Below are 17,092 nucleotides of genomic sequence, written 5' to 3'. Positions count from 1 at the left end.
AGGCGTGATTTTTCCTTGTAATTAACAGCTACCGGTTGTCTACGTTTAGGACAAGCTGCTCAGGGTTACCAATTAAACAACTTCAGCATAAAGGTCGAAATCTTCCGCGGCGGTAATTTTTACGTTGAAAAATTCGCCTGTTCGCAGATAGTCGTCTTCGGCATTTATTAAAACTTCGTTATCTACGTCGGGGCTATCAAATTCGGTTCTACCTACAAAATAGCCACCTTCTTTACGGTCTATCACTACTTTAAATTCCTTACCAATTTTTTGCTGGTTCAATTCCCAAGAAATTTGTGATTGAATTTCCATAATCTGGTTGGCGCGGTCTATTTTTACTTCTTCCGGCACATCGTCTTCGAGATTGTAGGCGTGTGTATTTTCTTCGTGGCTGTAGGTAAAGCAACCCAAGCGTTCAAAACGCATATCTTTAACCCAGTGTTTTAGGGTTTGAAAATCTTCTTCCGTTTCGCCGGGATACCCAACAATTAGCGTAGTTCTGATTGCCATTTCCGGGACGGCAGCTCTAAAATCTTGTAAGAGTTTAGTGGTTTTTGCTTTTGTAGTTCCACGGCGCATGGATTTCAATATTGAATCTGAAATATGCTGCAGTGGAATATCTATATAATTACACACCTTTGGTTCGTTGCGCATTACCTCCAAAACATCCATCGGAAAGCCCGTTGGGAATGCGTAATGAAGACGTATCCATTTAATACCTTCAACTTTTACCAATTTCTGAAGTAACTCTGCCAGGTTTCGTTTTTTGTATAAATCTAACCCGTAGTATGTTAAATCTTGGGCTATTAAAATCAATTCCTTTACCCCTTTTGCAGTGAGTTTCTCGGCTTCGGTTACCAAATCTTCCATTGGGGTGCTTTTATGCTTTCCGCGCATAATCGGGATTGCACAAAACGAGCACGGCCGGTCGCAGCCTTCGGCTATTTTAAAGTAGGCGTAATTTTTAGGGGTGGTTGTAATTCGCTCGCCAATTAATTCGTGTTTGTAATCTGCGCCCAAAGCTTTTAGTAAACCTGGAAGTTCAGTGGTGCCAAAATACTCATCTACATTGGGGATTTCCTTTTGAAGATCGGGTTTATACCGTTCCGAAAGACAGCCTGTTACAAAAACTTTATCAACCGTTCCTTCTTCCTTTTTTTGAACGTATTCCAGAATGGTGTTTATACTTTCTTCCTTTGCATTGGCAATAAAACCGCAGGTATTAATAACTACAATATTGCCCTCTTCTTCGTGAACCACCTCTTTTTTACTGGCTCGCAATTGGCCCATAAGCACCTCGCTATCATACACATTTTTAGAGCAACCGAGGGTTACAACATTTATCTTATTCTTTTTAAGGGATTTGGTACGCATATAAAATTTTTATTATCGGGGTGCAAAGATACCATTAAAAAACCACCCTATTCACAATTACTAAATCTCATTTACGCTACCAACTATTTTAAGTAACTTTACACTCGTTAAAAATTCAATAATTTTATTCAGATGAAAAAAATAACTTTCCTGCTGGCCTTTCTTTGTGCTGGCTTTTTGTTTGCGCAAAACACAATGACTCCCGAGCTTTTATGGCAGGTGAAAAAAGTAAGTCCGATTGGAATTTCTGAAAACGGCGAAGTGCTTTTTTATAAAGTAACCACGCCAAATATACCGGAAAACAGTTTCGACTCTAAGTATTACGCAATGCGCGTTTCGGGTGGCAATTTTGCCGAAGTTACAAAAGAAGAAGCCAAAGTAGCCGATAAAAACCTTTCGCCCGATGGCAACTTTCTTTTAATAGACAAAGAGGTACACGTAAAAGATGTAATGGCGAAGGATATTTACAGCGACCTTCCCAAAAGCGATGCGTACGTTTATACTTCGTTGGATTATCGCCACTGGGATAAATACAACGACGGTAGTTACAGCCACGTTTTTTACAAAGATGTAAACACAGGTGCCGAAACCGATATTACGCCACAACAACCGTACTACACACCACAAGCACCATTTGGCGGTGATGAGGATTATATCTGGGGGCCAAAAGGCGAAAACATTTATTACGTAAGTAAAAAGTTAGCTGGAACCGACTATGCGGTTAGTACTAATACAGACATTTACAAGTATAACCTTGCTAGTAAACAAACTGAAAATATAACCGAAGAAAACAAAGGATACGATACGCAGCCAGCTTTTTCAGAAAATGGTACTTTGGCGTGGCTTCAAATGAAAACCGATGGTTATGAAGCCGATAAAAACGATATTGTTGTACTGGAAAACGGCGTAAAACAAAACTTAACCGCTCAATGGGATGGCACGGTAAACGGATTTACCTGGGCTAAAAACAACAAGGATATTTATTTTACCGCTCCAGTTGACGGAACCAAACAAATTTTTAAGGTTGATTATCCTGGGAAGACTCGAAAAATGCCGCTTGTTGAACAACTATCAAAGGGGCAGTTTGATGTAACTGGGATTGTTGCAGAAATAGATGGGCAGTTAATTGTTACTCGCACCGATATGAATCACGCAACCGAAATATTCTCTTTCAATTTAAAGAGCAACACCTTTAAGCAACTTACACAAGTAAATACCGAGTTCTACGGAAAGTTAACCTTACCTACGGTTGAGAAGAGAATGGTAACTACAAAAGATGGTAAGCAAATGCTGGTTTGGGTTATTCTTCCGCCAAATTTCGACAAAAATAAAAAGTACCCAACCTTGCTTTACGCACAGGGCGGGCCACAATCGGCGCTGTCGCAGTTTTATTCCACACGTTGGAATTTTCAACTTATGGCATCTCAGGGGTATATTATTGTAGCGCCAAACCGTCGCGGAATGCCAGGTCACGGCGTGGAATGGAATGAAGCAATTAGCGGCGACTGGGGCGGTGGCGCTATGCAGGATTACCTCGATGCGATTGATGATGTTGCTAAAGAACCCTATGTAGATAAAGATCGTTTAGGTGCAATAGGAGCTAGTTTTGGCGGATATTCTGTTTTTTGGCTGGCTGGAAATCACGAAGGTCGTTTTAAAACTTTTATCGCCCACGACGGAGTTTTTGACACGCGCGCCATGTACGGAACAACCGAAGAATTATTTTTTGTAAACTACGATATGGGTGGTGCCTATTGGGAAAAAGACAATGCCATTGCGCAAAAAGCTTTTAATGAATTTAACCCAATAACATATGTTGATAAATGGGACACCCCAATTATGATTATTCAAGGAGGCAAGGATTACCGCGTTCCTATTGAACAAGGTTTAGGGGCTTTTCAGGCTGCACAATTGCAAGGTATAAAAAGTAAGCTCCTCTATCTTCCCGAAGAAAATCACTGGGTGTTGCAACCGCAAAATGCTTTAGTATGGCAACGCGAGTTTTTTAATTGGTTGAAGGAAACTCTTTAAAAAGAAGCTAGAACTTTAGCCTCTAATTTTAGCCACGAATTCACGAATGATACTCAATAAATATTTGTGAATTCGTGGTTTTGTTTTAGTCACCGAGGAAACGTTTTCAAAAAGACGCAAGACTGCTGCGCTGAAAGACGTAGGACTTAAGACTAAAAAAGCCACGTTTTCGTATAAAGAATAAAGTCAAATATCCTGCAAGGTTTCCAAAACCTTGTAGGTTTTTTTTATGTTTCGATTTAAACTATTTTATCCATCGTACGGATTAAGACCGTCAAACAATTCGGGTAAAAAGACTGTAGCGTTTAATTTTAGCCACGAATTCACGAATGATACTTAAAAAATATTTGTGGATTCGTGGTTTTGTTTTAGTCACGGAGGAAACGCTTTCAAAAAGACGTAAGACTGCTGCGCTGAAAGACGTAGGACTAAATAAGCCACGTTTTCGTATAAAGAATAAAGTCAAATAACCTGCAAGGTTTCCAAAACCTTGTAGGTTTTTTTTATGTTTCGATTTAAACTATTTTATCCACCGTACGGATTAAAACCGTCAAACAATTCGAGCAGGCTGGTTTGTGAAAGATGGAAAACAAGAATTAGTATTACGTACAGAATTACGTGTTTTTTTTTGAAATATTTCCTTCTTGCAAAATAGAGACCTAAAATCAGCAATCCCAAAAGAAAAGGAATAAAAGATAAATACGGAAAAGCTATGTATTTATATAAATCTAAAGGCATTAACGGATTTGGCACCGATTTAAAAAAATACTGAATAATTTTGAATGTATGATACCCGGTAAGAATTCCGATATAGCCAACCAAGGCGAGCAAAATATACTGATAAATTTTGCTGGGTTTATTATTTGCCTTTTCTTCCATCTACTTAAAGAATGAATCTACAAATTCAAATTTATTAAAAACCTGCAGATCTTCCATGCCTTCACCTACGCCAATATATTTTACAGGAATTTTAAATTGATCGCTAATTCCTATTACTACACCGCCTTTGGCTGTACCGTCAAGTTTTGTAACGGCAAGGGAAGTTACTTCGGTGGCAGCAGTAAATTGTTTTGCTTGTTCAAACGCGTTTTGACCTGTAGAACCATCCAAGACCAACAACACATCGTGCGGTGCATCCGGAACTACTTTTTGCATTACCCGTTTTACCTTTGTAAGCTCGTTCATTAGATTAACCTTGTTGTGAAGACGTCCGGCAGTATCTATAATCACCACGTCGGCATTTTGGGTTACCGCACTTTGGAGGGTATCAAAAGCTACGCTTGCAGGATCACTGCCCATACTTTGTTTTACAATTTCGACATCGGTTCTATCGGCCCAAATTTGTAATTGGTCAATGGCGGCGGCGCGAAAGGTATCTGCTGCACCCAATACCACTTTCTTTCCAGCTTTTTTAAATTGATATGCCAGTTTGCCAATAGTGGTTGTTTTCCCTACCCCATTTACACCAACTACCATAATAACATATGGTTTTTTATTTGCTGGAATTTCAAAATCTGTAGCGTTTCCGGAATCTATTTCGCTTAGAAGACCTGCAATCTCCTCGCGCAAAATCTTATTGAGCTCATCTGTTCCCAAGTATTTATCTTGGGCTACGCGCGCTTCAATTCTATCAATTATCTTAAGTGTTGTATTTACGCCCACATCACTAGACACAAGAACTTCTTCAAGGTTGTCTAAAACATCGTCATCAACCTTGCTTTTTCCGGCAACTGCTTTGCTCAGTTTATCAAAAAAGGAAGTCTTTGTTTTTTCAAGTCCTTTATCGAGCGTTTCTTTTTTCTCTTTCGAAAATATTTTTTTGAATAGACTCATGGTTCGGTTATCGGTTAACTGTTGTCGGTTCGTCAACTTTGAAAAAAGTTTTAAGCTTTTGACAAAGTTATTTTTTTGAGATGGTAAAAATACGAAAAGCCACCTTCGCAAAAAAGTGGCTTTTCTTCAATATTTTAAACTGGTTACTTTTTGTTCAACCAGTCGTTTACCAATTCTGGAGCCATAATAGCTTCAGTAAATGTATATGCCCCCGATTTTGGCGACTTAACCATTTTAATTGCTTTGGTTAAACGCTTTGATCCTGTTTGTAACGATGCTACTGATTTCTTTGCCATGACTTATATTATTTAATCTCTTTATGAACCGTCATTTTCTTTAAAATAGGGTTGAATTTCTTCAACTCCATTCTGTCCGGTGTATTCTTTTTGTTTTTGGTCGTGATGTAACGAGAAGTTCCTGGTTGTCCAGATTCCTTGTGCTCAGTGCACTCCAAAATTACTTGTACTCTATTTCCTTTTTTAGCCATTGTAACAGACTTTATTGATTATTGCAATTATTTTGTTAAAAAGCCTTTTTCGCGAGCTTCTTTCATAACCGCAGAAATACCTTTTTTATTGATGTCTTTTATAGCAGAAGCCGAAACACGAAGGGTAACCCACTTGTCCTCCTCTGGGATATAAAAGCGCTTTTTTAGCAAGTTTACATCAAACTTACGTTTGGTTTTATTCATTGCGTGCGACACGTTATTTCCAACCATCGCTTTCTTTCCGGTAAGTTCACAAACTCTTGACATTCCTTAACCTTTTTAAGTTATTTTTAAAACAGGGTGCAAATTTAAGTAATTCTTTTGGGATGTACAACAAAAGAAATTTAGTTTTTTAAAATTTCTTTTAGGAGCATCTCCAAAGCTTTATTGGTGGTCTTTTCTATAACGCGAAAACGGTCCTGCCCAAAACTGAATTTTTCTGAGGTAATTCCGCTAGGCGCAGCAATAGCAATACATACCGTGCCTACTTCATCATTACCATCGCCTTTGGTTGGGCCCGCAATTCCTGTAGTTGCAATTGCGTAATCCGATTCAAAAAGCACACAACATCGCTTTGCCATTTCTTCGGCCACTGGGATACTAACCACATTATACGTTTCAATTATGTTTTTCGGAACCCCCAGAATCTTGGTTTTTAAATTAGTATCATAAGGAATTATGCCGCCCATAAATGCATTGGATGCTCCGGCAGACTGAATTATTTCAGAAGCAATTCTACCTCCAGTACAACTTTCGGCAACACTGTAACTCATTCCTTTTTCAGTTAAAATTTTTCCGATTAATTCTACCATGGAAGTTTCATTCTCAAACCCCACGGCAATATCTGAAAGCATTTGGCTTAAAACCTCCATTTGGGAATCTACGGTTTCCTTTAGCGCAACTTCATCGTTTCCTGTAGAAGAAAGTCGCAATCGCACTTTCCCTAAGGAGGGCAGATAGGCGAGCTTAATTGTTTCGGGCAGATTGTTTTCCCACGCGGCGATGCGCTCTGCAATGGCACTTTCGCCCAAACCATAGGTTAAAAGGGTTTTGTGGTAAATATGTGGCCTGTTAAAACGCTTAATAATACGTGGCAAAACCTCTTGCTGCATTAGGTGTTTCATTTCGTAGGGCACTCCGGGCAAGGAAACAAAAACCACATCGTCTTTCTCCATCCACATTCCGGGTGCCGTACCAAACGCATTCATTAAAATGGTAGCTTTAGACGGAACCATTGCTTGTTGAAAATTGGCCGGCAAGGGTTTGTTGAGCTGATATTTCTTGAAAAGTTGTGCCACGTTTTCAATAACGCGTTTATCTTCGACTAAAACATCATTAAAAAAATCGCAGAAAGTTTGTTTGGTAATATCGTCTTTGGTGGGGCCTAAACCGCCCGTAATTATTACGAGATCGGCGTGTTTTTTGGCGTCCTCAAAAGCCTGTAGAATATGGTGACGGTCGTCTTGAACCGAAGTAATTTGATAGACCTTTACCCCTATTTTATTCAGCTCTTTTGAAATATAGGCCGAATTGGTATCAATAATTTGACCGATGAGAATTTCATCGCCTATGGTAATAATTTCTGCAAGCATGTTATAAATCGAAGTCTTTCTTCAACTCCTCAAAAACATTATCTAATGTAGTTAGCACGTTTTCTAAATGCGGAATTACACTGGCTTTATTTTTAGATGTTTTAGACCAAGCTTCAATGCTTGTAATATCCTTAAGCGCATCTATGCCGAACATCTCAATATTCGGCTTCATTTTGTGTGCAAATTGATAGGCTAAATCCCTATTTTCATTTTCGATGGCTTCTTTCATAGAATATAAATCCGGTGGGATTTCATCTAAAAATGTCTGTGCCAATACCTGTAAAAAATCTGGATCGCCATCGGCGATTTCGTTTAGATTCTCTCTTTCATAATATTTTGTCATACTATTTTACTTTTATTGAAAACATTTCTGTTTCACTTATATATCCCGTCAATACATCGTTTGCTTCAACCTTACCTACTCCAGCGGGAGTTCCTGTAAAGATAACGTCTCCAATTTTTAAGGTAAAATATTTCGAAATATATTCGATTAACGCATCAATTTTCCACATCATTAACATAGAATTGCCCTTTTGAACCGTTATTCCGTTGCGTTCCAGGCTAAAATCAATGTTATTCAGGTCGTTAAATTTTTCTTTTTTTATAAAATTTCCAATAACCGCAGCGCCGTCAAATGCTTTGGCTTTTTCCCACGGCAGACCTTTTTCCTTTAATTGAAGCTGTAAGTCTCTGGCTGTAAAATCTATACCCAATCCAATTTCGTCATAGTATTTATGCGCGAATTTTTTATCGATATGTTTTCCAATTTTATTGATTCGCACTAGCAATTCTACTTCGTGCTGCACGTTGTCTGAAAAATCTGGAATAAAGAACGGCTGCTTCTTTAATAATATTGCCGTATCGGGTTTTAAAAAGATAATTGGCTCGGTGGGTTTGGCGTTATCGAGCTCTTTTATATGATCGGCGTAATTGCGACCAATGCAGATTATTTTCATATAGCTGCTAAAATTTTGTATTTAAGGTATTCAATCTAATACGGGTTAAAACCTGTTTTGTGTACAAGGGGAAGTCTGCATTTAACAGCCACCCAAAATATCCGGAATCTTTTTCCAAAACTTCGGTAACCAAGTTTCCCTTGTATTTTCCGAAGGAAAAAACCTCAACGCCATCGTCGTTATAACTAATAAAGCCAGCAAAGTCTGCGTGATTCCGATGCGAACTAAAGTCTGCCAAAAAACCGATATCATTTTTTAGCTCGTCGTATTTTTCCAGTTGTGCCTTTAATACTTCATAGGTTGCGTGGGTATCGGCAGCCGCACTATGGGCATCGGTTAAATCTTTATTGCAGTAGTATTTATAAGCCGCTTCTAACGTGCGTTTCTCCATTTTATGAAAGATGGTCTGCACATCTACAGATAGTGCTTTTTTCATATCAAAATCTATTTCGGAGCGCAGCAGTTCTTCGGCCAACAGTGGGATATCAAAACGATTGGAATTAAACCCGCCCAAATCGCTATCTTTAATCAGGGCATAAACTTTTGGTGCAAGCTCTTTAAATGTGGGTTCATTTGCCACCATTTTATCTGTAATGCCATGTATTGCTGAAGATTCTGCGGGAATTGGCATTTCAGGATTTACGCGCCAGGTGTGGCTTTCCTTATTTCCGTTTGGGTAAATTTTTAAGATGGCTATTTCTACTATTCTATCGGAAGCTACGTTAATTCCCGTAGTTTCAAGATCGAAAAAGCAGATTGGTTTTTTTAAGTTGAGCTCCATTATTGTATTTTAAAAAAAGGTAAATATACCGCTTATTAAACCTTAGAAAAAAGATAAAAACCAAAAAGGGGATTTTGACAACAAAACCCCCTTACACAGTATTTTACAGTATATTAAATTTCTCTATTAAGGTCCCAGTCTTCTAAATAATCGGCTACGCGTTTTACAAATTGTCCGCCTAAAGCACCATTTACAACGCGATGGTCATAACTGTGCGATAGAAACATTTTATATCGAATACCAATAAAATCGCCTTCCGGGGTTTCAATTACCGCCGGCACTTTTCTAATAGTGCCCAGGGCCAAAATACCCACTTGCGGCTGGTTTATAATTGGTGTGCCCATAATGCTACCAAAAGTTCCCACATTTGTAACAGTATAGGTACCTCCTTGAATATCGTCTGGCTTTAATTTATTTTCGCGAGCGCGATTAGCGAGATCGTTTACGGCTTTGCTCATACCGAGTAAATTTAACTGATCTGCATTTTTAATTACAGGTACAATTAAATTTCCGTCAGGAAGCGCTGCCGCCATTCCTAAGTTTATATTTTTTCGCTTTATGATGTTGTTGCCATCTACTGCAATATTCATCATCGGAAAGTCTTTTAGGGCTTTTGCCACTGCTTCCATGAATATAGGTGTAAAAGTTAGGTTTTCACCCTCGCGCTTAGCAAATGCGCCTTTTACTTTATTTCTCCAATTCCAAACATTGGTTACATCGCACTCTACAAAGGATTGTACGTGAGCTGAAGTTTGGGTACTTTCTATCATATGATGGGCTATAAGTTTGCCCATTCTAGTCATTTCAACAACTTCATCGTTACCATTAACAGATACCGGAGTTTTTGGTTTTGCAGGCTCCTGCTTTTGCGTTTCCGTAGTTTTAGACGGTTCTGCCTCTGTTTTTACTGCAGATCTATTTTTTACATATGCTAAAATATCGTCTTTGGTTACCCGTCCGTCTTTTCCGGTACCGGAGATTGCATCAAGTTCATCCTGCGAAATCCCTTCGGCTGATGCAATATTTTTTACCAAAGGAGAATAAAAGCGATCGCCTGTATTTTCAATCGGGGCTTTTACCGTTTCTTTAGCAGTTTCTACTTGTTTTTCAACTTGGTTAACTACTTCTGGAGAAGGCTTGGTTTCTGCAGCAGGCGTATCTGTTTTGGCGCTGCCACCTTCGGTTTCAATTATGGCGATGGTCTGGCCTACCTGTACCACATCATCAACGTTAAAGAGCTTTTCAACTAAAACCCCATCTACCTCACTTGGCACTTCACTATCTACCTTATCGGTTGCAATTTCAAGCACTGCCTCATCTGCCTCTATAGTATCTCCTACTTCCTTTAGCCAGTTGGTTAAGGTTGCTTCTGCAACACTTTCGCCCATTTTGGGCAATTTCAATTCAAATTTTGCCATAATATTTTTTCAATGTTTTATTTTGGACGCACCCGCGTGCCTATTTTAAAAACGTTGCAAAATTAGTTAAAATTTGCTCGATTAAGGTTTCAATTTTCTTAAAAAAGTACTACCCCGCCCTTTTCGTCGCTTTGGTCGCTACCTATTATAAAATTACATCCAGCTGGCCGAATACGAAAAAGGTTGTTCTTTCCTTTTAACTGTTTCATGATTTTGAAAATTTCACGGTATGAAATATAGTCAACATCAAAAACCAACAAGCTGTTTTCGAGCTCAATACGCGGATGCATGTTTTTTGAAACCATCTGAAAAACGGTTACAGTGCTGGCTGAAAGTTTTTCCAATAGCTCGATATTTTCAGTAAAAAAATAATTTCGCTCCAAGGTTGGAAGCGGTTTGGTTTTAGCTACTGGGGAAAACTTTCTGACGGTTTTTGCCAAGGCCACACCTGCTGCTACGGAACCCTCTAACAGAAAATTTTTATTAAAATGCTTCCTGTAAAAAATCTGCATAGCACCATAAAAGCGTTTAAAATACGCATCGTCTATTTTGGTGCTTTCGCCTTTGTAGTGTAAGACGGTGGTGTTTCCGAGATAGTGATTTTTATAACCCGCTTTGGTAATTTTATAAGACAAATCTATGTCTTCACCGTACATAAAATAATCTTCGTCAAAGCCTCCCACCTCATCGTAAATATTCTTTTTAATAAGCATAAAAGCGCCTACCAATACGCCTACTTCGCCCTGTTCAGTTTCGGAAAGCTGTTTGGCGTAATATTTTTGGGGAAAGCCTGTAAGTTTTAAAAGGGAGACTTTTGGGGTGGGCAGATTGCGTTTGCTCTCGGGAAGATAATTTCCCGTGCCATCCATTAAATATACTCCCAAAGCCCCAATATTAGTAATGCTTTCGGCGTATTTTAATGTATTGATAAAAGTATCTTCAGACACTGCAGTATCTGGATTTAAAATACAAATGTATTCGCCTTGTGCTACAGCCACAGCTTGGTTGTTCGCTTTACTAAAACCAACGTTTTCGCTATTTTCAATTAAGATTACCTCTGGAAACAACGTTTTCACCATTTGGCAACTATCATCTTCAGAATCATTGTCTATAACAATAATTTCGGAGTGCAAATTTGCGGTGGCTATTTTAACCGAACGAATGCATTGTTCTAAAAAATAACGAACATTATAATTGAGAATAACAACAGAAAGTTTCAATCTTAGGTGTTTTTTAGTGAGGATTCAAAAGGGATTCTATGCAAGATACTTCTTCCTAAGGTTACTTCATCTGCATATTCAAGTTCATCGCCCACGGCAATTCCGCGTGCAATGGTTGTAGTGGCAATATTATAAGGTTCTATTTGTTTATAAATATAGAAGTTGGTGGTATCGCCTTCCATCGTTGAGCTTAAAGCAAAAATAAGTTCGCGAACTTTTCCTGATTTTACTCTTTCAACTAGCGATGGAATGGTTAAATCGCCCGGGCCCACCCCGTCCATTGGTGAAATTTTGCCACCCAAAACGTGATAATGTCCGCGGTACTGACTGGTGTTTTCAATAGCCATAACATCGCGAATGTCTTCCACCACGCAAACTAATTGTTCATCGCGGCGAGGGTTAGCGCAAATTTCGCACAGTTTTGAGTCGCTAATATTGTGGCAGTTTTTGCAAAAATTAATTTCCTCCCGCATTTTAACCAAACTACTGGCCAATTTTTGCGATTGCTCGTTGGGTTGTTTTAGTAAGTGCAGTACTAAACGCAAGGCGGTCCGTTTACCGATACCGGGAAGTTGAGACATTTCGTTTACTGCATTTTCAAGAAGTTTTGAAGAAAATTCCATAGCCTAATTCCTGCTGCGAAGTTATAAAAAAAATGCTTCGGAAAAAGATGTTTTTCCCGAAGCATTTCTAATATAAAAATGATGTTTATTTTATAAGAAGTTTTTTGGTAACGGTACCCTCTTCACTGTTAATTCGAACAAAATAAGTTCCCGTTGACAGTGCCGAAACATCAACCGAATGTTTTGATGAAATTAACGTTTCAGCTTGATAAATAAGTAGTTTTCCTGAAATATCAAAAACGCGTACTTCAGCATTTAAAGCCTTTGGCAATGCGATGGTAAACTGTGCCGAAGCTGGATTTGGGTACAGGGATACGCTATTTGCAGAAATTCTGTCTTCAACTCCTGCAGTGCCAGCAACCAATGGGGATGCCCATAAGCCTCTTCCGTAAGTTCCTGCGTATATTTTGCCATCTACTTTGTTAATTTCCAGTTCGTTTACGTAAACATTTGGCAATAAATTGCTATAGGGTTGCCAATCTGTAAAGGTGTTATCTATATAATATATTCCGTAATCCATACCCAAGTACAGGCCATCTTCTCCGTTATTATCCCACACCAAGGCAAAAGCACTAAAGTTTGGAAGATTCTTTTTATAGCTTGTCCAAGTATTTCCGCCGTCGTCCGAAACCATAACCTTATTTCCGGAAGCTACTGCTACTGCTACCTTATCTGGATTGGTTGGATGTATAGCAATTGCATTTATTGAACCTCCCGGACTGGTAATCTGCGTCCAATTTGTTGCTCCACCGTCGGTAGTTTTGTATATAAATGCAGCACGAGAAGCATACATTACCTGATTGTTAGATTGTGCAATTTTTAAGTTATTTAAATTAGCGCCGAGGTTTTGGGAAACCGCCGTCCAGCTTGAACCAAAATTGATAGATTTATACACCACATTATAGCCCACATAAATTACATTGTCGTCAATAGGGTCTTGTTCAAAGGGTGTAACCCAGTTTCCAGAACCGCTTCCCGGTTCGTTAAGCCCCGTATATGTATTACCGCCATTACTTGTACGGTACAATTGCCCTCCTTGGGTAGTACCGTAATACAGATTACTATTAGATTTATCTATAAACGATTCCATTCCATCGGCACCCAACCAGTCTTTCCAACCATTTACTGCGGTATATGCCGAAGTACCGTTATCTTGAGAACCTCCGGATACAATTACGTCTGCTGTTTGAGAAACACCTATTTTATAAAATTGACGGATTCCAAGACCTTCGGTTAAATCTTCGTAGTAATTGGCAGTAACCGTTACCGTATTAGCGGCTTTAAAAACGCCACCATCGGTAACTGCGAATAATGCGGTACCATAAAATTGAAGATCATCTACATCGGCGTGGCAATATCCTATATTTTGTGAAGCGGCGTTTCCAGGAATCCAATCTGAAGTACAGGAAAAATTAACGCCTCCATTCATAGATCGCCAAGTAAGAATACCCGCAATATGAACTTCGTTTACATCTGTTGGGTTTACTGCAATAGCCATGTCTCGAGGAGCCTGCCCGCTATTATCATTTCCACTGGTGCTATAACCAAAGAAATTGAGTCCGCCGTGATTAAGTTTCGTAAAATTATCGCCACTATCGCTAGAGGTATAAAATCCTCCAAATTTACCGCCGGCAGCTTCTAAAACATATACCACACTTGGATCTGCATCAGAAACACCAATCATTTTTGCGCCACTAGAGAAACCACTTATAGTTGTAAAAGTAGCCCCACCGTCTGTAGATTTATGAAAACCGCTTCCGGAGGCGTAAACCACCGATAGGTCGCCGGGTTTAAATTCTACATCGTAGCCTCTGTTATCTGTAGCGGGTTTTATCCAAGTAACACCACCATTAACAGAACGATAAATACCTGCATTGTCTGCGGTAGCAAACATTATATCGGAATTTGTAGGATGAATTAATATCTTGTTTACAATACTGTTGCCAATGGTTCCTAAGAGTGTCCATGTGGCCCCGGCATCTGTAGATTTAAAAATATTTCCATTGGTTGATCCAAAGAAATAAGTATTGGAATCTGCAGGGTCTATAGCTACCGAATAGACCGAAAGATTAGAGAAATAATCGCATAGGGGCGTCCATGTTTGGGCGCCATCTGTAGTTTTCCACACCCCGCCGGTATTCGCACCAACTATCATATGGTTTGCATCGGCCAAATCTATTGCGAGCCCAGTAATTCTACCTACGCCCGGATTCCAGCTTGAGGTTGCATTCATATAATCAGGACCTAATTCTTCCCAGTTATCGGTAAGAACACCTCTATTTGCTGAAGTTTCATTTAAATATGCGTTCCATTGCTGTAATTCGTCTAAACGCTCTTGTGTAGTAGGGAGAAATCCATTTTCCTTGACTCTTCGCAAGGCGTTGTATTCCCAGCGCTTAAATTGTTTGTAGCCAGATCCTCTGCCTTTGTCTTTATCGGCGAAGTAGGTTTCGGCACTGTCAATAATATCCTGTACTTTATAGGTACCTGCGTCAATCATGTGAAGGTATTCTTGCGCTTGACTGGTAAAAGAACCAAAAAGCAATACCGTAAGAAGAAGTAATTTAAACCGCATATAATTAATTTTTAAGGTGTTACGAGTAATTTTTTTCAAAGTTTCCAAAAGTATTAAAAATAAAAATGGTGGGGAAATCAAACTTTGTATTTTTACGCCGAAAAGCAAACCTAAAAAATTACAACTAACATTCCATGCAACCGCTACATATTCTGCTCCTTATTCTTGGTTACTTTATAGTTTTAATACTTATTTCCTATTTTACAAATAAGGGTGGCAGCAATGCAGATTTCTTTAAAGCTGGGAAACAATCGCCATGGTATTTGGTAGCTTTTGGTATGATTGGTGCCTCGCTGAGCGGGGTAACATTTATCTCAGTTCCGGGCTGGGTAGAAGCTTCAAAATTTAGTTATTTTCAAGTAGTGTTGGGGTATGTTGTAGGCTATGCAGTTATTGGCACGGTATTACTTCCGCTGTATTATCGTTTAAATCTTACTTCTATTTATACGTATTTAGAAGGACGATTTGGAAATGCTTCGTATAAAACAGGTGCCAGTTTCTTTTTGCTTTCAAGAGTTGTTGGCGCAAGCTTTAGATTATACTTGGTTGCAGTAGTGTTGCAAAGTTTAATATTTGACGATTTAAATATTCCTTTTTGGATAACCGTTACCATTACAATCCTGCTTATTTGGCTATATACCTTTAAGAGCGGGATAAAAACAATTGTTTGGACTGATACGCTGCAAACGCTCTTTATGTTAGTTGCCGTGGGGGTGGCGGTATATTATGTGGCAACCGATTTAGGATTGTCCGGCGGTAATCTTTTTACTTTTATTGCAGATAGCGATATGAGCCAGATTTTCTTTTTTGACGATTGGAAATCGGGCGATCATTTTGTAAAGCAGTTTATAAGCGGTGCATTTATAGCCATTGTAATGACGGGATTAGACCAAGATATGATGCAAAAAAACCTCACCTGCCGCAATTTAAAGGATGCACAAAAAAACATGTTTTGGTTTACGATTGTGCTTACAATCGTAAATTTTGTTTTTTTAACATTGGGATTGCTTCTAACTGTTTACGCACAGCAAAATGGAATAGACGCCCACAAAGACCAGCTTTTTCCGACGCTCGCCGCCCAGGAAACGCGTTTTGGAATTGGCGTGGCCATTTTGTTTCTCTTAGGATTGGTTGCCGCAGCATACAGTAGTGCCGATAGCGCTTTAACTGCTTTAACAACCTCGTTTAGTATTGATATTATGGATATTGAAAAAAAATACGACGAAAGGAAACAGGTTATTATGCGCAAGCGAATTCATATTTTATTTTCGCTTCTTTTAATTTTGGTAATCATTATATTTAAATATGTTATTGCTGATGATTCTGTAATATCCAAGCTATTTGTGTACGCGGGTTATACATACGGTCCGCTACTCGGGCTATATGCCTATGGCCTATTTACAAAGTGGAATGTTAAAGATAAGTTTGTACCACTTATTGCCATTGCAACGCCTTTTATAGGATATGCCATAAGTGCAATGAGCGCAGCATATTTAAATTTTGAATTTGGTTTTTTTATACTTATTCTAAACGGCGCCCTAACCTTTTTCGGCTTAATATTGATCCGTACCCAAAAGAACTAAAGTACAGGCAACTTCATTTTTAATATTATTTTTTTTGAGGACTTCGTAAAATTCCGGATTTTCAGTTCCAGGGTTAAAAATTACGCGTTCGGGCTTTAATGAAATAATATATTCATAATATTCCGCCTGCCGTTTGGGGTTTAAATAGAGTGTAACGGTGTTAATATCCTTAAACGCTACTTTTTCTGTGGCAATGGCAATCCCGGCTACTATACCCTTTTTTAAGCCTATAGCTTCAACAGGATGTCCGTGATTTACCAATCTGTTAATGGCGAGGTTTGAATAACGGCTGGGATTAAGGCTGGCGCCGAGTACTAATGTTTTCTTCATCTTAAATGTTTTTTATGAAAAATACAATTCTTCTTTCCAAGAAGTCATAAAAGTTCGTTAAAATGAAATTGTTTTGAAACAATTTGCCTTTTTCAACGTCTATATAGTAGATTAATTCTTTACTGCGAAATTTTTACGTTGATGGTTAGTGTTAATAATAGCAGTAAAGATTCAAACCCGGGGCGCTCGCTTCGGGTTTGTTTTTTTTAAAATTTCTTCACTTTAAGTGTAACAGAAAAAAAATTAAATCGTCTTGTATATATAAGCGCGGTAACATTTGCAAAGTTAG

Annotated in this window: 17 protein-coding genes; 2 read left to right on the top strand and 15 right to left on the bottom strand. The window is 38.7% G+C overall.

The features are described from left to right. Positions 1-72 precede the first annotated feature (72 nt). Positions 73-1,374, bottom strand: coding sequence for a 30S ribosomal protein S12 methylthiotransferase RimO (gene rimO, locus QCQ61_RS09075; protein WP_279447322.1), 1,302 nt, complete (start codon positions 1,372-1,374; stop codon positions 73-75). Between the two features lie 132 nt (positions 1,375-1,506). On the opposite strand from rimO, the gene QCQ61_RS09070 reads away from it, so the two are divergent. Further along, on the top strand, positions 1,507-3,405 hold the full coding sequence (locus QCQ61_RS09070) for a S9 family peptidase (RefSeq protein WP_279447321.1): 1,899 nt from the start codon (positions 1,507-1,509) through the stop codon (positions 3,403-3,405). Positions 3,406-3,930: 525 nt separating this feature from the next. Here QCQ61_RS09070 and QCQ61_RS09065 read toward each other — a convergent pair. The 13 genes from QCQ61_RS09065 to QCQ61_RS09005 form a co-directional block, all read right to left on the bottom strand. Next, the gene (locus QCQ61_RS09065; protein WP_279447320.1) at positions 3,931-4,284 is read right to left on the bottom strand and encodes a hypothetical protein; all 354 of its coding nucleotides are present in this window, start codon (positions 4,282-4,284) and stop codon (positions 3,931-3,933) included. Beyond that, positions 4,285-5,238, bottom strand: coding sequence for a signal recognition particle-docking protein FtsY (gene ftsY / locus QCQ61_RS09060; protein ID WP_279447319.1), 954 nt, complete (start codon positions 5,236-5,238; stop codon positions 4,285-4,287). Between the two features lie 143 nt (positions 5,239-5,381). Then, on the bottom strand, positions 5,382-5,534 hold the full coding sequence (locus QCQ61_RS09055) for a DUF4295 domain-containing protein (protein WP_279447318.1): 153 nt from the start codon (positions 5,532-5,534) through the stop codon (positions 5,382-5,384). A gap of 8 nt (positions 5,535-5,542) precedes the next feature. Then, positions 5,543-5,725 carry a 50S ribosomal protein L33 gene (rpmG, locus tag QCQ61_RS09050; protein ID WP_081211513.1) on the bottom strand — a complete coding sequence of 61 codons (183 nt, stop codon included), beginning with the start codon at positions 5,723-5,725 and terminating at the stop codon, positions 5,543-5,545. A gap of 27 nt (positions 5,726-5,752) precedes the next feature. Then, a complete protein-coding gene (gene rpmB, locus QCQ61_RS09045) occupies positions 5,753-5,992 on the bottom strand; it encodes a 50S ribosomal protein L28 (RefSeq protein WP_014782807.1) in 240 nt (79 codons plus the stop codon). A gap of 77 nt (positions 5,993-6,069) precedes the next feature. Further along, positions 6,070-7,317, bottom strand: a complete 1,248-nt coding sequence (locus QCQ61_RS09040; RefSeq protein WP_279447313.1) for a competence/damage-inducible protein A — start codon at positions 7,315-7,317, stop codon at positions 6,070-6,072. Between the two features lies 1 nt (position 7,318). Then, on the bottom strand, positions 7,319-7,660 hold the full coding sequence (locus QCQ61_RS09035) for an Hpt domain-containing protein (RefSeq protein ID WP_279447312.1): 342 nt from the start codon (positions 7,658-7,660) through the stop codon (positions 7,319-7,321). A gap of 1 nt (position 7,661) precedes the next feature. Next, the gene (locus tag QCQ61_RS09030) at positions 7,662-8,273 is read right to left on the bottom strand and encodes a fumarylacetoacetate hydrolase family protein (RefSeq protein ID WP_279447311.1); all 612 of its coding nucleotides are present in this window, start codon (positions 8,271-8,273) and stop codon (positions 7,662-7,664) included. Between the two features lie 7 nt (positions 8,274-8,280). Beyond that, positions 8,281-9,054: a 3'-5' exonuclease gene (locus tag QCQ61_RS09025; RefSeq protein ID WP_279447310.1), complete on the bottom strand. Its 774-nt coding sequence runs from the start codon at positions 9,052-9,054 to the stop codon at positions 8,281-8,283. 113 nt (positions 9,055-9,167) lie between these two features. Further along, complete coding sequence (locus QCQ61_RS09020; RefSeq protein ID WP_279447309.1) at positions 9,168-10,472, bottom strand: dihydrolipoamide acetyltransferase family protein; 1,305 nt, start codon at positions 10,470-10,472, stop codon at positions 9,168-9,170. A gap of 98 nt (positions 10,473-10,570) precedes the next feature. Next, complete coding sequence (locus QCQ61_RS09015) at positions 10,571-11,692, bottom strand: glycosyltransferase family 2 protein (protein WP_279447307.1); 1,122 nt, start codon at positions 11,690-11,692, stop codon at positions 10,571-10,573. Between the two features lie 2 nt (positions 11,693-11,694). Continuing rightward, entirely contained in the window at positions 11,695-12,315 is a 621-nt protein-coding gene (recR, locus tag QCQ61_RS09010; protein WP_279447306.1) for a recombination mediator RecR, read from the bottom strand. 85 nt (positions 12,316-12,400) lie between these two features. Continuing rightward, positions 12,401-14,890, bottom strand: a complete 2,490-nt coding sequence (locus tag QCQ61_RS09005) for a T9SS type A sorting domain-containing protein (protein WP_279447305.1) — start codon at positions 14,888-14,890, stop codon at positions 12,401-12,403. 134 nt (positions 14,891-15,024) lie between these two features. Between QCQ61_RS09005 and QCQ61_RS09000 the strand changes: the two genes are divergently transcribed. Continuing rightward, positions 15,025-16,473: a sodium:solute symporter gene (locus QCQ61_RS09000; protein ID WP_279447304.1), complete on the top strand. Its 1,449-nt coding sequence runs from the start codon at positions 15,025-15,027 to the stop codon at positions 16,471-16,473. Here the strand turns inward: QCQ61_RS09000 and QCQ61_RS08995 are convergent. After that, positions 16,444-16,803, bottom strand: coding sequence for a CoA-binding protein (locus tag QCQ61_RS08995; protein WP_279447303.1), 360 nt, complete (start codon positions 16,801-16,803; stop codon positions 16,444-16,446). The genes QCQ61_RS09000 and QCQ61_RS08995 overlap by 30 nt on opposite strands. Between the last annotated feature and the right edge of the window lie 289 nt (positions 16,804-17,092).

Source organism: Aequorivita marisscotiae, assembly GCF_029814825.1.
GTDB classification, from domain to species: Bacteria; Bacteroidota; Bacteroidia; order Flavobacteriales; family Flavobacteriaceae; genus Aequorivita; species Aequorivita marisscotiae.
This window is presented reverse-complemented; position numbering and strand designations above follow the sequence as displayed.